Annotated in this window: 18 protein-coding genes, 1 pseudogene and 1 riboswitch; of the genes and pseudogenes, 10 read left to right on the top strand and 9 right to left on the bottom strand. The window is 38.8% G+C overall.

Features of this window, described 5'->3' with window-relative positions:
* Positions 1 to 51: 51 nt before the first annotated feature.
* Both ESU54_RS09735 and ESU54_RS09730 read right to left on the bottom strand, forming a co-directional pair.
* Positions 52 to 1,137 (bottom strand): annotated as a pseudogene (locus tag ESU54_RS09735) (aspartate kinase); the annotation flags it as partial.
* Positions 1,138 to 1,210: 73 nt separating this feature from the next.
* Positions 1,211 to 2,380 carry a trans-sulfuration enzyme family protein gene (locus tag ESU54_RS09730; RefSeq protein ID WP_111844288.1) on the bottom strand — a complete coding sequence of 390 codons (1,170 nt, stop codon included), beginning with the start codon at positions 2,378 to 2,380 and terminating at the stop codon, positions 1,211 to 1,213.
* Positions 2,381 to 2,501: 121 nt separating this feature from the next.
* Positions 2,502 to 2,620, bottom strand: a riboswitch (SAM riboswitch).
* Positions 2,621 to 2,903: 283 nt separating this feature from the next.
* Here ESU54_RS09730 and ESU54_RS09725 point away from each other — a divergent pair.
* From ESU54_RS09725 to ESU54_RS09705, 5 genes are all read left to right on the top strand, one after another.
* Positions 2,904 to 7,358, top strand: a complete 4,455-nt coding sequence (locus tag ESU54_RS09725) for a CheR family methyltransferase (RefSeq protein ID WP_111844289.1) — start codon at positions 2,904 to 2,906, stop codon at positions 7,356 to 7,358.
* A complete protein-coding gene (locus ESU54_RS09720; protein WP_111844290.1) occupies positions 7,355 to 7,720 on the top strand; it encodes a response regulator transcription factor in 366 nt (121 codons plus the stop codon). The genes ESU54_RS09725 and ESU54_RS09720 overlap by 4 nt, the downstream gene beginning before the upstream one ends.
* Positions 7,721 to 7,755: 35 nt before the next feature.
* Entirely contained in the window at positions 7,756 to 8,130 is a 375-nt protein-coding gene (locus ESU54_RS09715) for a response regulator (RefSeq protein WP_111844291.1), read from the top strand.
* A gap of 242 nt (positions 8,131 to 8,372) precedes the next feature.
* Positions 8,373 to 9,626 (top strand): methionine adenosyltransferase, encoded by a 1,254-nt coding sequence (metK, locus tag ESU54_RS09710; protein ID WP_111844292.1) that lies wholly within the window; start codon positions 8,373 to 8,375, stop codon positions 9,624 to 9,626.
* A gap of 81 nt (positions 9,627 to 9,707) precedes the next feature.
* On the top strand, positions 9,708 to 11,348 hold the full coding sequence (locus ESU54_RS09705; RefSeq protein ID WP_111844319.1) for an amidase family protein: 1,641 nt from the start codon (positions 9,708 to 9,710) through the stop codon (positions 11,346 to 11,348).
* On the opposite strand, the gene ESU54_RS09700 is transcribed toward ESU54_RS09705, so the two are convergent.
* The 7 genes from ESU54_RS09700 to alaS form a co-directional block, all read right to left on the bottom strand.
* The gene (locus tag ESU54_RS09700) at positions 11,349 to 12,899 is read right to left on the bottom strand and encodes a M20/M25/M40 family metallo-hydrolase (protein ID WP_111844293.1); all 1,551 of its coding nucleotides are present in this window, start codon (positions 12,897 to 12,899) and stop codon (positions 11,349 to 11,351) included.
* Between the two features lie 76 nt (positions 12,900 to 12,975).
* A complete protein-coding gene (locus ESU54_RS09695) occupies positions 12,976 to 13,623 on the bottom strand; it encodes a response regulator (protein ID WP_111844294.1) in 648 nt (215 codons plus the stop codon).
* 77 nt (positions 13,624 to 13,700) lie between these two features.
* On the bottom strand, positions 13,701 to 15,494 hold the full coding sequence (locus ESU54_RS09690; RefSeq protein ID WP_235004568.1) for a tetratricopeptide repeat-containing sensor histidine kinase: 1,794 nt from the start codon (positions 15,492 to 15,494) through the stop codon (positions 13,701 to 13,703).
* Positions 15,495 to 16,207: 713 nt separating this feature from the next.
* The gene (locus tag ESU54_RS09685) at positions 16,208 to 16,732 is read right to left on the bottom strand and encodes a DUF6252 family protein (RefSeq protein ID WP_111844297.1); all 525 of its coding nucleotides are present in this window, start codon (positions 16,730 to 16,732) and stop codon (positions 16,208 to 16,210) included.
* A gap of 135 nt (positions 16,733 to 16,867) precedes the next feature.
* Positions 16,868 to 17,830 (bottom strand): GSCFA domain-containing protein, encoded by a 963-nt coding sequence (locus ESU54_RS09680; RefSeq protein WP_111844298.1) that lies wholly within the window; start codon positions 17,828 to 17,830, stop codon positions 16,868 to 16,870.
* A gap of 37 nt (positions 17,831 to 17,867) precedes the next feature.
* Complete coding sequence (locus tag ESU54_RS09675; protein ID WP_111844299.1) at positions 17,868 to 18,263, bottom strand: GxxExxY protein; 396 nt, start codon at positions 18,261 to 18,263, stop codon at positions 17,868 to 17,870.
* A 23-nt stretch (positions 18,264 to 18,286) separates the two neighbouring features.
* Complete coding sequence (alaS, locus tag ESU54_RS09670; RefSeq protein ID WP_111844300.1) at positions 18,287 to 20,935, bottom strand: alanine--tRNA ligase; 2,649 nt, start codon at positions 20,933 to 20,935, stop codon at positions 18,287 to 18,289.
* A 213-nt stretch (positions 20,936 to 21,148) separates the two neighbouring features.
* On the opposite strand from alaS, the gene ESU54_RS09665 reads away from it, so the two are divergent.
* The 5 genes from ESU54_RS09665 to ESU54_RS09645 all read left to right on the top strand — a co-directional run bounded on the left by ESU54_RS09665 (position 21,149) and on the right by ESU54_RS09645 (position 24,499).
* Entirely contained in the window at positions 21,149 to 22,126 is a 978-nt protein-coding gene (locus ESU54_RS09665; protein WP_111844301.1) for a M23 family metallopeptidase, read from the top strand.
* Between the two features lie 126 nt (positions 22,127 to 22,252).
* The gene (locus ESU54_RS09660; RefSeq protein ID WP_068762318.1) at positions 22,253 to 22,582 is read left to right on the top strand and encodes a MerR family transcriptional regulator; all 330 of its coding nucleotides are present in this window, start codon (positions 22,253 to 22,255) and stop codon (positions 22,580 to 22,582) included.
* Positions 22,583 to 22,594: 12 nt separating this feature from the next.
* Entirely contained in the window at positions 22,595 to 23,203 is a 609-nt protein-coding gene (locus ESU54_RS09655; protein ID WP_111844302.1) for a LemA family protein, read from the top strand.
* Positions 23,203 to 23,664 (top strand): TPM domain-containing protein, encoded by a 462-nt coding sequence (locus ESU54_RS09650; protein WP_111844303.1) that lies wholly within the window; start codon positions 23,203 to 23,205, stop codon positions 23,662 to 23,664. The genes ESU54_RS09655 and ESU54_RS09650 overlap by 1 nt, the downstream gene beginning before the upstream one ends.
* A gap of 52 nt (positions 23,665 to 23,716) precedes the next feature.
* The gene (locus tag ESU54_RS09645) at positions 23,717 to 24,499 is read left to right on the top strand and encodes a TPM domain-containing protein (RefSeq protein WP_111844304.1); all 783 of its coding nucleotides are present in this window, start codon (positions 23,717 to 23,719) and stop codon (positions 24,497 to 24,499) included.
* Positions 24,500 to 24,548 lie beyond the last annotated feature (49 nt).

The raw sequence follows: 24,548 nt of genomic DNA, 5'->3' as shown, positions 1-24,548 counted from the left end.
CTCCGCCTTCGGCACCTCCCCTTGAAAAAAGGGGAGGAACTTTATTTATAATTAATTATAGTCTTTGTCGCTTATTCGCAAAATATCTCCAAAAACACCACGGGCAGTAACGGCTGCTCCGGCTCCTGCACCTTGGATAACGATTGGATTATCGCCATAATTTTCAGTATAAATTTCAAAAAGTGAGTCGCTCCCTTTTAAAATTCCTAACATACTATTTTTGGGAACTGACACCAAATTTACATTTAAAATTGCACCCGTTTCTTTTGAAAGATCTCCGTGCAAATCTGCTACGTAGCGTAGCACACAATCGTGCGGCTGATTTTTCTTTTTGATTTGAAACGGAACATCCAATTCCTGCAATCTTTCTAAAAATTCTTCTTTTGATACATTGCGCAAATCCTTTGGAATCAGGTTTTGAATGGAAATATCTGCAAACTCGTTGTGCAAATCCAATTCACGGGCCAAGATAAGTAATTTCCTTCCAACGTCGTTTCCGCAAAGATCTTCACGCGGGTCGGGTTCTGTAAATCCTTTGTCAATTGCCGATCTTAATACAGAACTGAAAGTTCTATCTTCTTCCGAAAAAGTATTGAATATATAACTTAATGATCCTGAAAACACACCACGGATTCTCGTGATATTTTCTCCCGAAAGATGCAAAAGTTTTATGGTATCAATCAATGGTAATCCAGCACCTACATTTGTTTCATATAAATATTGACGCTTTTTTGAGGTTAGTTTTTCGCGAAGTTCTTTATAAAAATTCAAATCCAACGTATTGGCGATTTTGTTCGAAGAAACCAAATGAAATCCATTTTCAACAAAATGTGAATAATTTTGAACAAAGTCGGAATCGGCCGTATTGTCAACCAAAATCAGATTTTGAAGATTATTGTTTTTCGCGAAGGAAATAACTTCTTCGGGTTTATATGATTTTCCAGTTTCTATCTTTTCTTCTAACCAATTTTCACCCAATCCTTTTTGCTGGAGCAAAACGGTTTTTGAATTGGCTATTGCGAAAATATTTAACTCCAAATCACGTCGTCGGGAGATTTCTTCTTTTGATGAAATTATTTGATTCACCAAATGGCGTCCCACATTTCCGTGGCCGAAAATGGCGATGTTTATCTTTTTCTTTTTAATCTTTTCCAGATTTATCAATTGTTCCAAAGGAATTTCTACCGTTGCTGCACTCATCGTTTTCGTTTTAATAGGTTAGGATTTCTTTTGAATTTTCAATGGTTTTGAAAGCTTCGGAAAGATCGTTGATCAAATCTTCGGCGTCTTCAATTCCGCAGGAAAGACGGATTAACGAATCATTGATTCCAGCATTCAGACGGATTTCACGCGGAATGGAAGCGTGCGTCATTTGTGCGGGATGGCACAGTAAACTTTTAACACCCCCAAGACTTTCAGCCAACTTAAAAAATTTAGTATTGGTTACAAATTTTACCGCAGCTTCCTGGGTGTCGTTTTTCAAACTAAAAGAAACAATACCTCCAAACAGCCCGTTTTGTTGCCTTTTGGCGATTTCGTGGTTTTTATGGGTTTTTAGACCGGGATAATGCACTGTTGAAACCGCATCTTGACTTTCCAAGAACAACGCAACTTTTAAAGCATTTTCACATTGCCTTTTATACCGAATGTCAAGAGTTTCAATCCCACGAATAGTCAAGAAACAATCCCACGGACCTAAAATTCCGCCAGAAGCATTTTGGATGAATTTTATTTTTTCTGAAAGTTCCGGCGTTTTTGTAACCACCAAACCAGCAACCAAATCGGAATGGCCGCCGATGTATTTTGTGCCGCTGTGAATAACAATATCAGCGCCCAGTTCGATTGGCTTTTGTGCGATTGGAGAAGCGAAAGTATTATCGACAACCAATAATGCATTTACACTTTTAGCTACTTTCGAAACTGCTTCGATGTCGGAAATTTTTAAGGTTGGATTGGTTGGCGATTCAATCCAAATAAGCTTTGTTTTTTTGGAGACAGCATTTGCCACGTTTTCAACTTCGGTGGCATCAACGTAGTTAACCTTGATTCCCAGTTTTTCGTAAACGTGAGTGAAAAGTCGGTACGCGCCGCCATAAATATCGTCCACTGCGACGATTTCGTCACCAACTGAAAGCAATTTTAAAATTGAATCAATGGCAGCTAAACCGGTTGCAAAGGCAAAGCCTGAATGGCCATTTTCAAGTTGGGCAACTACGTCTTCCAACACTTTGCGGGTGGGATTGTTACTTCGGGCGTAATCAAAACCTTTGTTGACGCCCGGCGCTTCTTGGATAAAGGTTGATGTTTGGTAAACAGGAACGGCAATAGCGCCTGTTAACGGATCACTTGGAATGGAATGGATAATTTTTGTTGCACTCATTTTTCTAATTTTTTTGAGTTAATAAATAGATTAAACCAAAAGATCAATCCGCCGCGGCGGACAATAGAAAAACGTTAAAAAGAATGAAAGCAATTTTTTCGGGAATGAAAAAATTGTCTTGTCGTTATCTATCGTCAATTCTGATTTTTCAGAACTGTTGTAGAATGTAGCACCTTCTTTCCTGAGAAAGGGTTGCTAAGGCGTCATAGGGTCTAATCCCTCGGCCTTTCTTGATAACATTTCAATAAAGTTTTGAACTTTGTGAGCGCAAATATAGCGTTAGAAATATTTAAAAACCAACTATTTTTAAAAAAATTAGGATTGGCATTCAAATATAAAATGGATCTCCTTCAAATTCTACAGTTATTAAAACATTAGTAATTCAATCGCTTCAATGAATTAATTAACATATAATTATTAATAAACCTATATTTATTCACTTATATTTCAAAGTTAATTTGTCCCCCTCCTACCCTAAAAGCCCTAAAAGAGAATTAACAAAAAAACAATCTAAACCAACATTTTGGGCAAACCAATAGAAAAACTCATAAAATCTGCCAACAATTTCCCAGTAGTGGGCATCGGCGCCTCAGCAGGTGGCTTGGCAGCATTTAAAAAATTAGTGGGAGCCATCCCTGAATATTCGGGCATGGCCTACGTACTTGTGCAACACTTGGACCCCAACCACGAAAGTGTATTGTCCGATCTGCTGCAAAAGGTCACAAAAGTCCCGGTGCTGGAAATCGCAGATGATATTAAAGTAGAACCCGATCACATATACATCATCCCCAGCAACAAAATGCTGCTGGCCAATGATGGGGTCTTGAAGCTTAGCCCCCGCCCTGGCCCTGAAAAAAACAAGCTAAACCTGCCCATAGACCTTTTTTTCAGTTCGCTGGCAGCAGTGCACCAAAGCCATTCCCTGGGCGTGGTACTTTCCGGTACGGGTGCTGACGGGACTGCGGGGCTAAAGGCAATTAAAGAAGTGGGCGGCATTACCTTTGCGCAAGACCAACAATCGGCCGAGTGGGACGATATGCCACGGAACGCAGTAGATTCTGGCGCGGTCGATTTTATACTCAAGCCCGAGGAAATACCAGCCAAAATTTTGGAACTGGTAAGCGCCTTGGATAGAAATGGGTTTGAGAAAGAGGATATTTCGCATCAGGAAGAAGAGGTCTTCAGGAAAATCCTTTCGTTGTTGCGCATACGCAAGAGTACAGACTTTACCTATTACAAACAGACCACCATCCGCCGAAGGATACTCCGCAGGATGGCTCTCAATAAAATTAAAAAGACAGCAACCTATCTTACCTATTTAAGGGAAAACAAGGATGAACAGGATTTGTTATACCAAGATTTGCTGATTCCCGTAACAACATTTTTCAGGGATGCTGATGTTTTTGATACGCTATGTGAACGCATAATACCAATGCTACAGCAAAAAAAAAGCAATGAATCCTTACGCCTTTGGTCGGTAGGATGCAGTACCGGCCAAGAAGCATACTCCCTTCTTATTTGCTTGAAGGAATACTTAAATGGAAACCAGGTGCTAACTGGCGACTCCGCAACTAAGACAGGTATTAAAATACAATTATTTGCTACGGATATCAGCGAACCCGCCATAGCAAAGGCGCGAAAAGGGATCTACACAACCAGTGAATTGGAAAATGTAAGCCCAAAGCGGCTGAAGGAATTCTTTACCAAAACCAAAACAGGCTACCAGATTAATAAGGAAATCAGGGAAATGTGCGTATTTGCGTTACATAATTTCCTGAGCGATCCCCCTTTTGGCAATATGGACATAATAAGCTGCAGAAACGTACTCATCTATATGCAGCCATACTTGCAGAAAAAGGCCCTTGCCACGTTTCATTACTCCTTAAATGAAAGTGGGTATCTGTTGCTTGGGAAATCGGAGGCCAATAATAGTTTGCCTGAGCAATATAGCCCAGTAAACAAGAAAGACAAGCTATTTATGCGGAAAAACTCGGCGACTTCCGTTATAAAGTCCTCCACGAGATATAGCGAAAAAAGGTTGCATACCAATGAAGAATCTGAGCCAGAAACCGAAAAAAAGCGCACCGATTTTAAAAAAATAGCGGACGAACTATTGTTAAGCCGTTTTACCCCCGCCAGTGTTGTGGTGAATGAGGCCATGGACATTATCCTTTTTAATGGTAATACCAACAGCTATTTAGGGCAGCAAAGTGGCAAGCCCAGCCATAACCTGTTCAAAATGGCTAAAGGGAGTTTGGCGATTGAACTGCGAAACATCATCCATAAAGTAAAGACAGAGGGCACTTCGGTTACAAAGGAAAATGTCCCTTTTGTTGAAAATGACATCCGGCAGCTAATCTGTTTGGAAGCCGTGCCGCTTCCAAATGTGGTTGAACCGCATTATTTGGTACTATTTCACCGGCAGTTAGCAGCCCAGGAAGATCTTACCCTAAATAAAAAAGATTCCGAAAAAGATGAAAAGGACCTGCGCATCAGGCAATTGGAAAATGAGCTTGAGCAGACCCTTGAAGATATGCGCAGCATCACCGAGGATCAAGAGGCCGCCAATGAAGAATTGCAAAGTGCAAATGAAGAACTGCTGAGCGGAGGCGAGGAACTGCAAAGCCTGAACGAGGAACTGGAAACCAGTAAGGAGGAACTGCAAAGCACTAATGAAGAAATAACAGTAATAAACCACGAGCTCATCAACTTAAACGAGCTGGTAACCGAAGAGCGCAATTATGCCGAAAGCATTGTGGAAACCATCCATGAACCCTTGTTGGTTTTAGACAAGAACCTCAAAGTAAGCGCCGCTAACAATTCTTATTATAAAACCTTCCATACTAAAGAGAAGGAAACTGAAGGCAAGTTGATTTATGAATTGGGCAACAAGCAATGGGACATCCCCGAATTACGGAGGCAGCTTGAAACCATTCTGCCCAAAAAAAATAGCTTTGAAGATTTTGAGGTAGTCCATACTTTTGAACACATTGGGGAACGCAGCATGTGTTTAAATGCCACGGAGATTAAACGCGAGGACCGATCTAAGAATTTGATCCTCTTGGCAATTAAGGATATTACGGTACAAAAGCTTCATTGGAAAAGAAAACAAGAACTTTTAGAGAAATTTAAAAACTTGGTAATGCAGGCCCCCGTGGCCATCATGTTTTTAAAAGGTAAAAATTATAAAGTAGAACTGGCCAACGATCTTTTCTTGCAGTTGGTTGAAAAAGGGAAAAACTTTGTGGGTAAGCCCATTTTTGAAGCCTTGCCCGAACTTAAAGAACACGGTCTCAAAAAACTTCTTTACAACTCACTAAAAAGCGGGGAACCTTACTACGGTAACGAAATGGAAGTGAAGATGGGCAGGGAAAAGAAAGCCGAACCGGGATTTTATAATTTTGTGTGCCAACCCATGCGCGATCAAGACAATATTATTACCGGGATCATGGTAATAGTAAATGAAGTAACCGAGCAAGTACTTGCCCGAAAAATGGTAGAGGAAAGTGCGCACAGGTATAATGAAATGATACATTCTTCGCCTTCCCTTATCGCTATTTTTGTAGGAGAAGATTTAGTGATATCCACGGCCAACGATGCCATTTTGGAAGCGTGGGGCAAAGATAAAAGTGCCATCGGCAAGCCCTTAATGGATGCTATACCGGAACTGGAAGGGCAGGGTTTTGATAAGCATTTGCTGGACGTTCTAAAAACTGGCAAAGCCTATCATGCCCACGAAATGCCCATGAACCTTATTCGCAACGGTAAGATGGAAATGCCTTATTTCGATTTTGTTTACCAAGCCCAACGGGATTTGGATGGAAAAATTGAGGGTGTTGCCGTTATCTCGACCGAAGTTACTATCCAAGCCGAACTGCATAAAAAACTAAAACTAAGCGAAGCTCGGTTCCATCAAATGACCGACTTGGTGCCAGATATGATAATCAATGCAACCGTGGATGGGGAACTATTTTATTTCAACAACGTCTGGACCGATTTTTCGGGATTGACCATGAAAAAAATAAAAAAAGAGGGTTGGGGGAGATTGATGCACCCAGAGGAGTTACCCACAGTCGAACACAACTGGATGAATGCAGTGAAAACCGGGAATGATTTTGAGATGGAATTTAGACTTCTTGACAGAAATGGGGATTTTAAATGGCATATTAGCCGCGCCAATCCCGTTAAAGATGAAACCGGAAAAATCATTATGTGGGTAGGTGCCAGTACCGAAATACAGAAATTAAAGGATGAGGAAAAACGTAAGGAAGATTTCCTTAAAATGGTAAGCCACGAGCTCAAGACACCCATTACCTCAATTAAAGGATATACCCAATTGTTGTTGAGCATGCTGAAAAGTATGGCGCAGGATAACATAGGCACCGTTCCATTGATCCCGAGCTTGGAGCGGATAGACAGCCAAGTATCTCGGCTTACCCGTCTCATTTCAGAAATGCTGGATCTTTCACGTATGGAGGAGAGCAAACTGGAATTGCAACAGGAAACTTTCAGCATAAACGAATTCGTGGAAAACTGTGTTAATGACATCAAATATACCAACGACGAATACAAAATTAAGATAACCCATGAGGATACATTTAGTGTGAATGGCGACAAGGACAGGATTAATCAAGTCTTGATCAACTTCATTACCAATGCCATCAAATATTCTCCAATTGATAAAAACATTCTCGTTCGTATTTACAAAGTAGATGAAGAAAATGGTGCGGTAAGCATAAAGGATAAAGGAATCGGGATCGACAAAAAGGACCATGAGCACCTATTTAAAAAGTTCTATCGTGTCAGCGGAAAAGACGAAACAAATTTTTCCGGTTTTGGAATCGGCCTCTTTTTGGCCAAAGAAATTATAGAGCGTCACAATGGATACGTTGACGTAAAGAGCAAAAAAGGAAAAGGATCCGAATTTATTTTTACCCTTCCCATTATTGCCGAAAATAATCATAAAAAAAAGAAATGAAAAAGATATTGATAGTTGATGATGACCGCATGATAGGCGAAATGTTAAAATATATGTTTAACTTTAGTGGCTATGAGGTATTTGTAACCATACAAGCTGGCGATGCATACCATACCATCCTCAAACACAAGATAGATTTGATAATTTTGGACAAGTTCCTGGCCGGGCTGGACGGCATGGCACTTTGCAACACATTCACAACAAATAAGCATACGGCGCACGTTCCGATAATTATGATGTCTGCATTACCTGAGATAAGAACGGAATGTTTGCGAGCAGGGGCATCTGCATTTATAGCAAAGCCATTTGAAATGAATACGTTGCTTGAAAAGATTGAAATGCTTTTGTGCAAAAAAAATTAAAATATCAAAAAAAGAATTAAACAATCTTAACCAAGATGAACAAAATACTGATAGTAGAGGACGACCACAACCTGGGCATCATGATCCAGGACATGCTGGGTTTTAGTGGCTATGATGTCATGCTCTCAAGAAAACCTAACGATACCAATGAAAATATCATTGAACACAACATAAAATTGGTATTGTTGGACAAATTGATTTTCGGGGTGGACGGTACCGATGTGTGCGCTAAGATCAGGAGGCAAGGATCCATTTCCAGAACCCCCGTGCTGATGATGTCTGCACTTAATAACGCCCGGGAAATCTGCATGAAGGCGGGCGCATCAGATTTTATCTCTAAACCTTTTGATATGAGCGATCTCATTTCTAAGATTGAACATCTTTTACACAAAGATGAGTCACTTCAATGACCCTCCTTTACCGCATTATAGTAAACTGATTCTTGTTACCTTTATTCCAAATACCTAAATTTTTCCCCAAAAGACTTTAAATAAAATTGTGGTTCATTTAATTTTTTTACTTTTGCCCAAGACAAATTAAGAGGAAAGATTTGACTGATTGCAACCTCAATAAAAAATGCTAAAGGCAGTGAAAACTTCCTCGTCGGCATTCGTCAAATCTTCTGAAAAATATAAATTTTTAAAACCATTTTATGGCCTATTTATTTACTTCGGAAAGTGTTTCTGAAGGACACCCAGACAAAGTTGCGGATCAAATTAGCGATGCGCTTTTAGATAACTTTTTAGCTTTCGATCCCGAATCAAAAGTGGCTTGCGAAACGTTGGTTACCACTGGCCAGGTTGTATTGGCGGGTGAAGTTAAAAGCAATACTTACCTCGATGTACAAACTATTGCTCGCGATGTAATCAACAAAATTGGTTATACCAAAGGAGCCTATAAATTTAGTGGTGATTCCTGTGGGGTTATTTCGTTGATTCACGAGCAATCACAAGATATTAACCAAGGTGTTGACCGTGAAAACAAAGAGGAACAAGGCGCCGGTGACCAAGGAATGATGTTTGGTTACGCTACCAATGAAACCGAAAACTATATGCCGTTGGCGTTGGATATTTCGCATAAAATTTTAATTGAATTGGCCGCTTTACGTCGGGAAGAGGATGAAATAAAATATTTGCGCCCAGATTCAAAAAGCCAGGTTACTATTGAATATAGCGACGATAATGTTCCACAGAAAATTGTGGCAATCGTAGTTTCCACGCAACACGATGATTTTGATGCGGATGAACCGATGCTGAAAAAAATCAAAAAAGATATTGTTGAGATTTTAATTCCAAGAGTTAAAAAATTACTTCCGGAATATGTTCAAAAATTATTCAATGACGATATTGTTTATCACATAAACCCAACTGGAAAATTCGTAATCGGTGGACCTCACGGTGATACTGGTTTAACTGGAAGAAAAATAATCGTAGATACTTACGGCGGTAAAGGTGCCCACGGTGGGGGTGCTTTCAGCGGAAAAGATCCGAGTAAAGTTGACAGAAGTGCTGCGTATGCTTCGCGACATATTGCGAAAAACCTAGTTGCAGCAGGTGTTGCAGATGAAGTTTTAGTGCAGGTTTCTTATGCGATCGGTGTTGTGGAACCAACTTCAATTTTGGTAAATACTTACAATTCCAAAAACATAAAACTTTCTGATGGCGACATCGCTAAAAAGGTTTCAGAAATATTCAATATGCGCCCAGCAGCAATTGAAAAAAGGTTGAAATTGAGAAACCCTATTTATTCTGAAACTGCTTCTTATGGGCATATGGGACGCGAACCGAAAACAGTAACAAAAACTTTTGAAAGCCCCTACAACGGAAGAATAGAAAAAGAAGTTGAGCTTTTCACTTGGGAAAAGTTGGATCATGTTGATGCCGTGAAAAAAGCTTTCGGTCTATAAAGTACCGTTCCATTTAAAATGAAATTGAAAACCATCCTGATATTTCAGGATGGTTTTTTACATTTAGGAAAATTTCCTCGTATGAAAAATATCGCAATTCTTTTTGCTTTTACTACCATAGTAACCTTTCAATCGTATTCGCAGGAAACGCTTTGGAAGCCACAGGATGAAACCGAAACAATTCAAAAACAACAAAACCATCCTATTGAAAGGATGCGATACAAATTGATAGCTTCTAAATATTTAGATAAAAATCAAGTTTTTCAACCCCTATATTCTGAAGTGCAGGTTTTTTCTGAAAAACGTTATAATGCATTGTTGCCGCTGATTTTGGATAAAGATATTCCAACGTTACAGAGCGAAATTTCCAAAGGAAAATTTTCTTATGAAGAACTTACGTTGTTTTTCCTAAAACGTATTTACAAATATGAATTGGATCCGGAAAAGACGTTAAATACAATTATTGCGCTAAATCCAAATGTACTAAAAGAAGCTCGCGAGTGCGACAAAAATAAAAGTTCAAAGAACAATCCAATCTTCGGAATGCCAATTCTATTGAAGGACAATATTGACACAAAAGAGATAAAAACCACTGCGGGTGCTGCTGCGCTAATTGACAATACTCCTTCAGAAGATGCATTTATAGTACAGCGATTGAAAGAAAACGGAGCTTTGATTATAGGAAAGGCAAACCTGAGTGAATGGGCTTATTTTTTCTGTGATGGCTGTCCGGTTGGTTACAGCGCGGTGGGCGGACAAACACTTAATCCATACGGTAGAATGATTTTTGAAACTGGCGGAAGTAGTGCAGGCAGCGGAACGGGAGTGGCGGCAAACTACGCCGTGGCTGCAGTAGGAACCGAAACTGCGGGCTCCATTATCTCGCCTTCCAGCCAAAACTCTTTGGTGGGGCTAAAACCTACTGTGGGCGTTTTGAGCCGTTCGGGGATTGTGCCAATTTCGCACACACTTGACACTCCGGGCCCAATGACCAAAAACGTGATTGATAATGCAATCCTTCTAAATGCTATGAAAGGCAAGGATAATGGAGATGCGGCTTCCATTGCTGTATCTACAAATTATGTTGAGGAAATAAAAAATGCCACTTTAAAAGGAAAACGTTTGGGCGTTATGAAGTCATTACTCTCTGATTCTATTTATGCAGCCACAGTAAAAAAATTGCAAAAAGAAGGAGCTATTATTATTGAATATACTCCCGAAGAAATAGACCTGCCCAGTTTTTTGACGTTGCTAAATCTCGATATGAAAGAAGACCTGCCGGTTTATCTGAAAATGAATGCTTCAGAAAATATAAAATTCAAAAATCTTGAAGAAATCATGACCTTCAACGCCAAGGATAGCCTAAATAGAATGCCTTATAATCAAGAGCTTTTTGATGGAATTATTGCAGACGAAACTTCCGAAGAAGATTTTCAGAAAATCAAAGAAACGTTGAAAATAAACGGCACGGAATTCTTTCAAAAACCGATGAAAGAACACAAGCTTGATGCGGTTTTATCCATAAACAATTATCACTCGGCCTATGCAGCGGTTGCTTTATACCCTTGCTTAACGATACCTATGGGCTATAATTCTTCTGGCGAACCGTTTGGACTTACGTTTATTGGAGCGCCTTTTCAAGAAGCAAAATTGCTACAATTGGCACGTGCCTTCGAAATAAAAAACCCAGTTAGAAAAAGTCCTTCGGAATATAAAGAATAACTATTGACCGCCTTTTCTTTCAGGAACCCTTGGCGTAGGCCAAGTTTGGGGCTCTCCGGTTTTATCGTCGATTGGCAAAATAACTTGCTCCCGTGAGGTTTTAGAATCATCTTCCGAAGCCATATAAGCTAAAATTGCAGTAAGAATTACATTGCTTTGCACATCGTCAAAAACTATTTTATCATAGGTATCGCGGTTGGTGTGCCAAGTATAATTCCAGTAATCCCAGCTCAAAGAACTTAGGCTGAAAGCGGGTGCTCCAGCTGCTACAAATGAAGCATTGTCCGAGCCACCACGCGCTGGTCCACCCGGAAAAGTGGTTTCAATATTTTTTCTGATTGTATCTGGCACTGCTCTTAACCATCTTGACATATAATCATACGATTGCAGAAAGCCCGCACCATTGATGCTAGTAACTCTTCCTGTTCCATTATCTTGATTGAAAACTGCTTGAATATTGCTGACAATTTCGGGATGGTCTGCAACAAACGAAGATGATCCGTTCAAACCTTGCTCTTCGCTTCCCCAATGGCCTACTAAAATAGTACGTTTTGGATTAGGATATACTTTTTTCAGAATTCGCATGGCTTCCATCATAACTAAAGTTCCAGTGCCGTTATCAGTGGCACCCGTTCCGCCGTCCCAAGAATCAAAATGGGCTGAAAGTATTACATATTCCTCGGGTTTTTCAGTTCCTTTTATTTCTGCTATTGTATTAAAAGTTGGCACTCTTCCCAAATCTTTCGATTCCGCCACTACGTGGATTTTCGGCTTGTCACCGTGTTCTACCATTCTGTAAAGCATCGTGTAATCTTCCAATTCAAGATCTACCGTTGGAATTTTCTTGGTACGGGCACTGAAAATTTTGTTCACACCAAAACCTTTTGACCAATAAGAATCAACAATCCCAACTGCGCCAGCTTCTTCCAAAGCGGGAATTATACTTCTTCTGTCGTAACCGCTTCGTTTTATATTTTCGTTCCAAGTTTCAGTCTGTTCATCCCTTTCCTTCTTCATTTTTTCAAAAGATTCGGGTGTGGCAAATTCCTTCCAATTCTCGTCAGGTCTTCCGGTGGGTTGATTCATCGCGATCATCACAATTTTACCTTTTACATTCGGCAACCAATTTTTAAAAGAAATAGAATCTTTTATTTCGGGAATAACAATCAATTCAGCAGTTACTCCTTTTGAAGACGTGCCAGGATTCCAAGCTAATTGGGTTCCATCCAAAGTTTGCACTCTGGGCGAAACCATATCAATATGCGTAATGCCTCGCTCCCAGCCTTTCCACTCGCCCCATTGCTGGTTTTCTGCGGAAATACCCCAAGTTTTATATTTGGCTACGGCCCAATCATGAGCCTGTTGCATTTGTGGCGTTCCCACCAATCGGGGGCCAATATCATCAAGTAATTCGTGACCTAGGATTTCAAGTTGTGAATTTTCATAAGCTTCTTTTTGAATGTTTTCAATTACAGGATTTTTTTCCTGTGAAAACATTGAAAGCGATGAAAATAAAAGAAATAAAAGTGTAAAGGAGAGTAGTTTTTTCATAGGGATAGTTTAATCTTTTGAAGATTTTTTTTGAAACAAACCCTAAAACTACAACTATTTTTATAAAAGATAAACCTTAAATAATATTGTGGTTTCGCGCTTTTTGAACCGCTTCAATTTTGCTGTGCACTTGAAGTTTTTTGTAGATATTTTCAATGTGTTTTCTAACGGTACTCGGGGAAAGAAATAGATGATCTGCAATCACAGTATAACTCAACCCTTTGCTGAGCTGTTCCAAAACTTCAACTTCGCGGGTGGAAAGTGAAATTTCCTCTTGGTCTCGAGGGTTTTGAATATCGATTGGATTCCGAAGCAATTTCAATGTTTTCATTGCTATGGAAGGATTCATCGCTGCACCGCCATTTAAGGTTTCAACGATTCCTTCGTATAAATCTTTTGGATTGATTTCTTTTAGCAAATAACCATCAGCGCCAGCTTTTATGGCATTAAAAATATGTTCGTCGTTATCAAACGCAGTGAGCATAATTATTTTGATGTGCGGGTATTTCTGTTTTACTATCTGCGTGGTTTCAATGCCATTAAGAACGGGCATCTCAATATCCATCAAAATTAAATCGAGATTGTGCTTTTCCTCAAGTTTGGTAAGAAGATCGCTGCCATTTAGTGAAGTATGCTTTACGGTAACGTCGTCAAAAAAGGAAAGTTTTTCCTTTATCGCATTTATGAGGAATGTGTTATCGTCAACTATTGCAATTTTAAGCATCTTCGGTTGGTTAGTTGTTTATAAAGATACTAAAAATACATATTAAGAATTACAGAGAAAATAGGGCAATTGACGTATTAATTAATTTTTTCTGAAGTGAATTTTGGCGCTTTTAGCGATATGGAAGTTCCCTTTTTTGAAGACTTTATTTGAAGTGTACCCTTAATTTCACGAGCGCGTTTTTTCATATTGTTCAAACCATTGCCTGGGTCAATGTTATCTTGGTCAAAACCTTTACCGTTATCTGCGATTTCAATATGATAGTGGTTTTCTTTTTCAGAAATATTCACCTCAATTTCATCTGCCGAGGAATACTTCAAGGAATTGTTTACAGCCTCTTGAATAATGCGGTAAATGTTCATGCCTTCCACTGAAGAAAAAACATGTGTTTCATCAACGTTTTCATCTATATTAAAAGAAAAATCAATTCTATCGGAAGCATTCTTGGCGTGCTCTATAAAGTTGGCTATGCGCGCCTGCAGGTCTTCGAACGTTATATTTTCCTTGTTCATCGCCCAAATAGTGTCGCGTAATTCATAAATGGTCTGCGAGGTGAAATTGCTAATATTGCTAAGTTTATTGCCCAGTTTTTCACTGATGTCTGTAAACCCAAATTTCAGATTGTCAATGCTGGAAATGATGAAGGTAAGCTGCGCCCCAATGTTGTCGTGCAGATCGCGTGAAATTCGCAAACGCTGTTCCTGCAATTTGTTTTGAGTTTCTATTCGTGCCAAAGCTGTTTTTAGTTCACCTTCTTTTTTAAGTTGGCGATTTTTCAGTTTTTGTTGGTTATAAAGCAAATAACCCAATAATCCTAAGACCAAAGCAAGACCCAAACTACCAAAAATAAAGGTGTTTTTACGGCGAACTTCCAAATCCTTTACTGCTAATTGAGCGCGTTGTTGCAGGATTTCATTCTGCTTCTTTTCGGTTTCAAATTCAATATTAAGAGCAGCGATGCTTTCCTGGACTTTTATACTATGCACACTATCTTTTACCGTTGAATATTGCTCAAAATAATACAAAGCCGAATCTGCGTTATTCAGTTTTTTGTATATATCTGAAAGCATTTTATAGTTGTACTGCGTAAGGTTTTGGTATTGTTTTTTCAGCGAAATAGGCAATGATTTATGCATTAATGGAATTGCGTCGTTCCATTTCTTTTCTGCCATAAAAACCTCACCCAACTGGGTATAATTTTCTGCAATTCCCAACGAATCTGCCCAAACCAATCTTTGCTGAAGTGATTTATTGAAATATTCCCTAGACTTTGAATAATTTTCCTGCAAACCATAAACTCCAGCTATATTGCTCCAACTATACGGAATGCCAATGGTATCATTAATCTTTAGTTTAATTTCTAAACCTCGATTATAATAATAAAGTGCGCTGTCCAACTCTTGGTTAATTTCTTTTAAGACCCCGTAATTGTTATAAATATCTTTTAATTCTTTCTCAAAATTATTTGCTTCTGCAACGGCTTTTCCCTTTTGCATATAATAAAGCGCTTGCTTTAAATCGCGGTATTTCATGCTGTAACCCATTTCAGCGTAGTAATCTGCTACCCTGTCCAATTTGTTCAATCTTTCATAGATTTTTATTCCTTCAATTGAACTTTTAGCACTTTCCTCATATTTCCCTTGATAGCCATAAACCAAGCTGAGTTGAGAATAGGCGTCGGCCATGCCAAGCTCGTATGAGATTTTTTCGGCGTCTTTTAAATTTTTCTGAAATAAAGAAACTATGGAATCCTGCGGAATATTAAGTCCTTGAACATAGAGTTTGTTTATGGAATCAATGTTGTGTTTGTCTTGCGAAAAGGAAGCCGTGATACTGAAAAAAACGAAAAGCTGTAGAAGAAATCGCTTCATAACTTATAGTTGGATTTCCTTTTGGATTATCAATGCTTCACCTAAATTAAATTTTAAGAAATCATAATTTTTAAGGTTTGTATTTCTAAAATTTATTTGACAACGATTACTGGAAATAGCATTTTCCAAGGCCATAAGATTTTGATTGTGAGAGTGTACAATGAACCATCTTTCCTTAAAAAACCAAACCATAAGACCAATAATTGAGCTTATTAAAATCAATATGAAAGCAAGTTGAAGAAACATATTTTGAAATTGGTTTTAAAACCTAAAGATAACTGATTTTCATTTTTAACCACATAGGGCAATTGCCTTATTTAATTTTACCATTTTACCGTGGTTATTTTTAGCTTTTCTAAGGTTTAAAAAAGTTAGAAAATAAACCCCATAGTTGAATATGGGGTTTCAAAACTACAAACGTCCCTCAATCGGTTGCAGTTTGGGAAATAATCTGGTTAGTAGATCATTTTAAATTTCTTAAACAAAGATGCTTGTAAAAAAAAAGGCAATCAATAAGGCATTTGACGTATTCTTAGTAGTCAGTGTTCAGTGTTCAGTTTACAGTGCTCAGTTTTCAGTGCTCAGTTTTCAGTGTAATCTTAAAATTTCTAAACTTTTAAACTTTCTAAAAAAAACCGGAGAAAAAACTTGCGTTTATCCCCCGGCCCACGTAAAAACCTCAACATAGAGATTTTCTTTAGTGCATTTAACTTTTAAAAATTAAGGTTGAAAGATCCGTCGGTGATGTTCTTTAAAGAATTGTCACCATTTACATTCTTACCTGTAAAATTGAACGTTCCTTTAATGCTTGTATCTGTTTTTTCAGAAATTTTAACCTGGCCTATTACGCCGCTACCATTGTAAGGAGCAGTCCAAGTTTGAGAATTCTGTGGGTTACTTATATTGGTTTCAACGTAAGTAGCCACCAAAAACACATTTGAATCAGAAAATTCATAAGTACCTACGCCGTCAAAATTATTCATTGTAATGAATATACCCTTTCCAGAAGCATCTGAACCTTGAAGGATAATAGTTGTTGATCCTCCGCCTGTTGATTGTGTCGCTCTTGACGCAACTTCCATAGAGGTAAAACTAGAGCCGTTTACTTTGGCCGCTATTGTGCCAGAGCCAGCTTGACCACCACCTCCATCGCCGCCGTCATCGTCTTTTTTACAAGAAGTGAAACTAATGGCTACTACAGCCAATAATACTAAAATTGTTTTGTTGAATGTTTTCATTTTGCTTGGGTTTAAAGTTCCGCCGCGACGGATACGTGATTATTAGTTGAAGCAAAATTGGCGCAAACGGGAAGGTCTCACAATAGGGCAATTGACGTATTCTTTAATTATGAATGCAGAATTAAGAATTTGGAATTAGAATTTGATGTGGGGGAATTTATTTTGAATTGATACAATTTTCTTTTGAAGCTTTTCTGAAAACTGAAGATGTTCCTCGCTTTTCGGGTTGAAAGGCTTGTGATTTAAACCTGTTTGAATTGAAGCAATTTCCTTTTGAAGCGCTTCTGCTTTTAATGAAATCCACACTTTGGAAAACTTTTCCCAAATAATTTCGATTGCGGTGCTGTTGGGGTGAAGCATATCTTCCGTGTAAAATCTGTAATCGCGCAACTCGTCCATCATAATTTCGAAAGAAGGAAAGTAAAAGGATTTTTGATTAACGATTCTTGATTGTTGATTGTTGAAGTGGTGAATTGCCGAAATAAGGTGTGCTTTACTCAAGGTATTTTCCGTAAAACCGTCTTTAATATGACGCACTGGCGAAACCGTATTTATAATTGTTGCATTAGGGTTTATTTCTGAAATTCGATCAAAAATATTTTGAATACTTTTTGAAATTGTTTCTATTGAAAGTAGCTCTTTCGTAAAATTTTGCTGCGGAAGTTTATGGCAATTAGCAACTATTTCACCACTTTCCAAATGTCTGTAAACCCATGAAGTGCCATAAGTGAAAATGATATGTGTTGAAGAAAAAAGCGCTTCCCGAAGATTTTTTAAAGCCGAATTCAGATTGTTTAAAAATTCGGTTTTATCCAAAGTCGCAAGTTCGGAATGAGCCTCAAAACATTTCCAAATTTCGTTGTGTTGAAAAATATCTTCATCCGAAAAAGCTGTGTTTTCAATCGCCCTAACGATAAGCTTTTCAATAGAAATAGGATTAAAAATTACCCCGAACGAATTCTGTAGATTCCGAAATTTAAAATAGTCAAACTTTTCACCAATATTTTTCGAAAAACAACTTCCCAACAAAAGTATTTTTGAAGAATAATCTATTTGATTTTCTTCGGGTTTTAGTGGTATTTCGGTTTGAAGTTTCATTTATTTTTTCTCGCAAAGACGCAAAGACGCAAAGTATTTAAAGATTATTTACAATTCTTGTAATTCCAGATTTAATTAGCGGGCTATTGAAGTTTATTAAATGTCCTAATTTCAATCCCGTTAGTCGCAAATAGGTTAAAACTTGTTTTGGGTGCACGGGATGAATCTCTTCTAAAGATTTGATTTCAACAATAACTTTATTGTTAACTATTAAATCTGTTCGAAATCCTAAATTCAATTTTAGATTCTTCCAAATAACGGGCAAAGGTTTTTGTTTTTCTACAGTTAAATTTTTAGAAGTAAGTTCATGAAATAATACCTCCTCATAAACAGACTCCAACAAACCTGGCCCCAGTTCAATATGAATATGATAACAGCAATCAACAATTATCGAAGCAATCTGGTTTTCCGTTAAATTATTATTTTGCTCCATAATTTCTTTGCGCCTTTGCGAGCCTATATTATGTACTGCTTTGATGCTAAAAGCGCCTCATCGATTCCCGCAGGATTTTTACCGCCTGCTGTTGCGAAGAAAGCTTGTCCGCCGCCGCCGCCTTGAATGTATTTTCCAAGTTCACGAATAATTTTCCCGGCATCAAGTCCTTTTTCAGTAGCCAATTCTTTTGAAATATAACAGGCTAAAAGTGCTTTTCCATCGTGTTCGGCTCCAAAAACCAAAAACAGATTTTCGGTTTCACCGCCCATTTCAAAAGCCAGATCCTTCATTCCGCCAGCGTCCAAATCAATTCTTTTGGCAAGGAAATTTACACCGTTGATTTCTTTTATTTCAGTTTTTAATTCGCCTTTTAAATTCTTCGTTTTATCCTTCAACAATTGCTGAATCTGTTTTTGAAGATTATTATTTTCTTCCTGCAAACTTTCTACAGCTTTCACTGGATCTTGCGCATTGTTCAGGGTTTTTTGAAGTGTTGCAAACGATTCACTTCTGTCAATAAAATATTGTTTTGCAGCATCGCCGGTGATGGCTTCAATTCTTCTAATTCCGGAAGCAACCGCACCTTCGGAAGTGATTATAAAATGCCAAATAGTATTTGTATTCGGAACGTGTGTTCCACCACAAAGTTCCATGGATTTTCCAAATTTTATGGCACGAACGGCATCACCATATTTTTCACCAAAAAGCGCAATAGCACCTTCGTCAATAGCTTGCTGATACGGAATATTTCTTCGTTCTTCCAAAGCAATTCCCTCGCGGATTCTTGCGTTTACAAAATCCTCCACCTGCTTCAATTCTTCATCCGTAACTTTTGCGAAATGTGAAAAATCGAAACGCAGGTTTCGACTATGTACCATACTTCCTTTTTGAGCAACATGTGTTCCTAGAATATTTCGCAATCCTTGGTGAAGCAAGTGCGTTGCGGTGTGGTTTGCTGCGGTGCGATTTCGTTGTTTTTCGTCAACAACAGCCATAAAAGTAGCTTCGGGATTACGCGGCAGTGTTTTCGTGAAATGTATAATGAGATTATTTTCCTTTTTGGTATCAACAATATAAATTATACCACCATCTGCAGCTTTTAAATAGCCTTTATCGCCTACTTGGCCTCCGCCTTCGGGATAAAAAGGCGTCAAGTTGAAAACGAGCTGGTACATTTCGCCGTCTTTTTTACTGTCTACTTTTCGGTAACGGGTAATTTTCACTTGGGTTTCCAGGGTATCGTAACCCACAAATTCTTCTACATCATCTTTTTCCAAAACAACCCAATCTCCTGTTTCCACTTTCGTTGCGGCGCGGGAACGTTCTTTTTGTTGCTGAAGTTCTGTATCAAACTCTTTCTCGTTTAAAGAGTAACCGCGTTCGCGAAGAATCAATGCTGTTAAATCTATCGGGAAGCCGAAGGTGTCATACAATTCAAATGCTTTTTTACCTGAAATTTCTTTCGAATCTGCATTTTCAATAATGTTTTCGAGCAAAACCAAACCTTGATCAAGCGTTCGTAAAAAAGAATTTTCCTCTTCGCGAATAACATTTGTGATTAAATTCTTTTCAATAATTAATTCAGGGAAAGCTTCACCCATTTGCGCGCTCAGCGTTTCAATTAATTTATAAATGAAAGGTTCCTTTTTGTCCAGAAACGTAAAACCGTAGCGGATTGCTCTTCTTAAAATTCTTCTTATTACGTAACCAGCGCCTGTATTGCTTGGCAATTGACCATCGGCAATGGAAAATGCAACGGCACGAACGTGGTCTGCAATCACGCGGGTTGCAATGTCTTTTTTCTCGTCTTTGCCGTATTTTGAATTTGTTATTGCTTCTATTTCACGAATGAGCGGTGTGAAAACGTCAGTGTCATAGTTACTCTGTTTGTTTTGCAAAACCATGCACAAACGTTCAAAACCCATTCCTGTATCAACGTGTTGTGCGGGTAATTTTTCGAGACTGCCATTGGCTTTTCGGTTGAACTGCATAAAAACCAAATTCCAGATTTCCACTACCTGCGGATGGTCGTTGTTTACCAAATCTTTTCCTGGAATCTTGGCTTTTTCTTCCGCGGAGCGAATATCTACGTGTATTTCACTGCACGGGCCACAAGGGCCTTGATCGCCCATTTCCCAAAAGTTGTCTTTTTTGTTTCCGTTTAAAATACGGTGTTCTGGCACAAACTGTTTCCAAAGGTTGTATGCTTCGGTATCGCGCTCCAAACCTTCACTTTCATCGCCTTCAAAAATGGTTACGTAAAGAATTTCTTTATCGATTTTTAAAACTTCGGTCAAAAGTTCCCACGCCCATTCTATTGCTTCTTTCTTGAAATAACCTCCTACGCTCTTATCAGAGCTTCGGTGGTCGCTGTCTCCAAAACTCCAGTTTCCCAACATTTCGAACATGGTGTGATGGTAAGTGTCCATTCCTACTTCTTCCAAATCGTTATGCTTTCCGCTAACGCGAAGACATTTCTGTGTATCGGCAATACGGTTGCTTTTTGGCTTTCCATTTCCCAAGAAATATTCCTTGAACGGCGCCATCCCACTGTTGATAAACATCAGCGTTGGGTCGTTTTTTACGACCATGGGTGCCGATGAAACAATAAGGTGTTGTTTCGACTTAAAAAATTCTAAAAATTGGGAACGTATTTCCTTAGACTTCATGTTTCGATATTATTTATTTTCAAAGGTAATATGGAACATCCTTAACAGACATTCGTCTGCAAGCTCGAGATTTAAGAATGGATGTTTCATTTCTTATAAAGTTATGCTAAAATTAAGGGTTGGGCGCAGTGGTAAACAATTTCTATATTTGTAAAATCGTTATCTTTACTTCGCGCAAAAAAGCAAAGCGCAAAAATAGCAATTTTTTAATGCATGTCTAAGGTTAAATATTACTACGATAGCGAAACGCTTTCGTATCGAAAAATAGAAAAGAAGAAAGGGAGAAAACTGAAGATTTTCGCCCTGAGTCTGTTGGGTATGTTTCTGAGTGGCTTTCTGTTGCTTTTGATTTATATAAATCTTCCGTCAGTGCAAACCCCAAAGGAGCTGGCGTTGCAGCGGGAGCTGAACAATATGGAGCTTCAGTTTGAACTTTTAAATAAAAAGATGAATCAAGCACAAGCCGTGCTTGGTGAAGTAGAAGATAGAGACAACAACCTATACCGCGTATATTTTGAAAGCAACCCAATTCCTGACGAACAACGTAAAGCAGGTTTTGGAGGGATAAACCGTTACAAGGATTTGGAAGGTTTTGACAATTCAAAATTGATTATAAATACCACTCGGAATTTGGATATTTTGACGAAACAAATTGTCGTGCAGTCAAAATCGTTGGACGAAATTGCTAAGTTAGCGGAAGAAAAAGAAAAGCTCTTGGCGGCAATTCCAGCAATTCAGCCGGTTAAAAACGAAGATCTTACGCGAATGGCTTCGGGTTATGGCTACCGAAATGATCCTTTTACAAAAGCGCGAAAGTTCCATTACGGAATGGATTTTACCGCACCCCGCGGAACTCCAGTATATGCTACTGGAGATGGTAAAGTTACACGTGCCGATAATACGGCAACAGGCTACGGAAACCACGTTGTAATTGACCACGGTTATGGCTATGAAAGTCTTTATGGGCATTTGTATAAATACAATGTTCGCAACGGACAAAAAGTGCAACGCGGCGATATAATAGGATTTGTGGGAAGCACTGGAAGAAGTGAAGCGCCACATTGCCATTATGAAGTTTTTAAAGATGGCGAACGCATCAACCCTATAAATTTTTACTATGGAAGTTTAACTGCGGAAGAATTTGCTCAGGTGCTGAAAAAATCACAGGAGGAAAATCAATCGCTTGATTAATGGCTGTAAGCTGTAAGCTGTAAGCTGTAAGCTGTAAGCTGTAAGCTGTAAGCTGTAAGCTGTAAGCTGTAAGCTGTAAGCTGTAAGCTGTAAGCTGTAAGCAAAATTAAAACTATAACTAAATAAATGCACATAGACCTACCCGAAAGATTATACTACAATATTGGCGAAGTAGCCGAGGCTTTCGGTGTGAATACATCGCTTATTCGTTTTTGGGAGAAGGAATTTGATGCATTGAAACCAAAAAAGAACGCCAAAGGCAATCGCAAGTTCACTCCACAAGACATTAAAAACCTAGAACTCATTTATCATTTGGTTAAAGAGCGAGGGTTTACACTGGAAGGCGCAAAAATCCATTTAAAGGAAAACAAACAAAAAACCCTGGACCAATTTGAGATTATACGAAAATTGGAATCGGTAAAAGCAGAACTTATAAAAATCAAAGAACAACTCTAAAACAAACTTATCATGAAAAAATGGTTACCCATTATTATTATTCTTGGACTTATCCTTCTTATTGGCGCTTATATGGCAAGCCTAAACAATAAATTGGTTGTACTGGACCAAAATGCAACAGCACAATGGGCGAATGTGGAAAGTTCCTATCAACGTCGCGCAGATCTTATTCCTAACATAGTAAGCACTGCAAAAGGCTATGCTGAATTTGAACAGTCAACTTTAATAGCCGTTACAGAAGCCAGAAGCAAAGCAACGTCTGTCACTATTGACCCTACTAACATTACTCCCGAACAATTGACACAGTACCAAGAAGCCCAAGCTGGTGTTACCTCTGCCCTTTCGCGATTATTGGCTGTTTTTGAAAGATATCCAGACTTAAAGGCTAACGAAAATTTCAAAGAATTGATAAACGAACTGGAACGTACCGAAAACCGTATCAATGTAGAACGCAACAGGTTTAATGGTTCCGCCAAGGAATTGAATACTAAACTAAATCAATTTCCTACTAAGATGTTTGCAGGAATGTTGGGCTTCCACGAAAAACCGTATTTCAAAGCCGATGCAGGTAGTGAAAACGCACCAAAAGTAGAATTTGACTTCGGAAAAGATAAAAAATAATGTCAAAGGTTGAAGATTTTCTTACTTCGGAAGAAGAAGCCGCTATTGTTGAAGCTATTCGTATTGCTGAAAAAAACACTTCTGGTGAAATTCGAGTGCATTTGGAGCCCACTTCCATTTCCGCAGAAGAACCAAATGAGCACATTGATGCCTTTGACCGTGCTGTGGAAGTGTTTGATATGCTAAATATGGATAACACCAAAGAAAGCAACGGTGTGCTTATTTATGTTGCTGTACAGGATAGAACGCTGGTAATAATGGGCGACAAAGGCATTAACGACATTGTGGGGCAAAATTTTTGGGAAAGCACCAAAGATATTATCATCAACCATTTCAAAAATGGTGATATAAAGCAAGGTTTGGTGGAAGGAATTCTAAAGGCTGGCGAACAGTTGAAAAAACATTTTCCTTATAAAAAAGATGACAAGAATGAACTACCGGACGAAATTTCGGTGGGGTGATTCAGGGGTCAGTGGCCAGTATTCAGTGTTCAGTGTTCAGTAAAAAAAAATAATGAGACTATTTCTTCAGAAATATAAAATACTATTTGTTTTAATCGCCATTGCATTTTTTTCTGAAAGTGTTTCGGCACAATATGAAATTCCTCCGATTCCTTCGGTTCAGACGTCACTATATGATTATGTAAATCTGCTTACCCCTTCTCAGAAAACTGAATTGGAAAACAAGTTAATTCGCTATGCAGATTCCACATCCACGCAGATAGTTTGTATTATCATTGGTTCCACAAATGGAGAAGATATATCTATGCTGGGTGCGGAATGGGGCCAGAAATGGGGCATCGGCCAAAAAGGCGAAGGTAACGGAATCGTAATCACTCTCGCAAAAGATGACCGAAAAGTAGATATAAATACGGGCTACGGTATTGAATATCGGATTACAGATTTAATGTCTGAACGCATCATAAATCGTATAATGATTCCAGAGTTTAAAAACGAAAATTACTACGCTGGTCTTGACAAAGGCAGCGATGCAATTTTTGCTGCGTTGAAGGGCGAATTCAAAGAAGATCGCGATTTTGGAAAAAAAGATAGTGGGAAGTTTCCATTTTTTATCATTTTCGTTTTTATCATTATTATTCTTGCTCTTATCCGTAAAGGTGGCAAAGGCGGAAAAGGTGGCGGCGGTGGAAGCCTTCTTGACATTATTGTTCTCAGCAGCCTTGGCCGCGGGGGTTTTGGCGGCGGAGGCGGTAGCTTTGGCGGAAGTGGTGGCGGCTTTGGCGGCGGTTTCGGCGGTGGTGGCTTTGGCGGCGGTGGCGCTTCAGGTGGTTGGTAAAACACATCCCTCCCCAACCCTCCTTTCAAAGGGAGGAAGCTCAAAAAAA

The organism is Aequorivita antarctica, assembly GCF_007997155.1.
In the GTDB taxonomy this organism is placed as follows: domain Bacteria; phylum Bacteroidota; class Bacteroidia; order Flavobacteriales; family Flavobacteriaceae; genus Aequorivita; species Aequorivita antarctica.
This window is presented reverse-complemented; position numbering and strand designations above follow the sequence as displayed.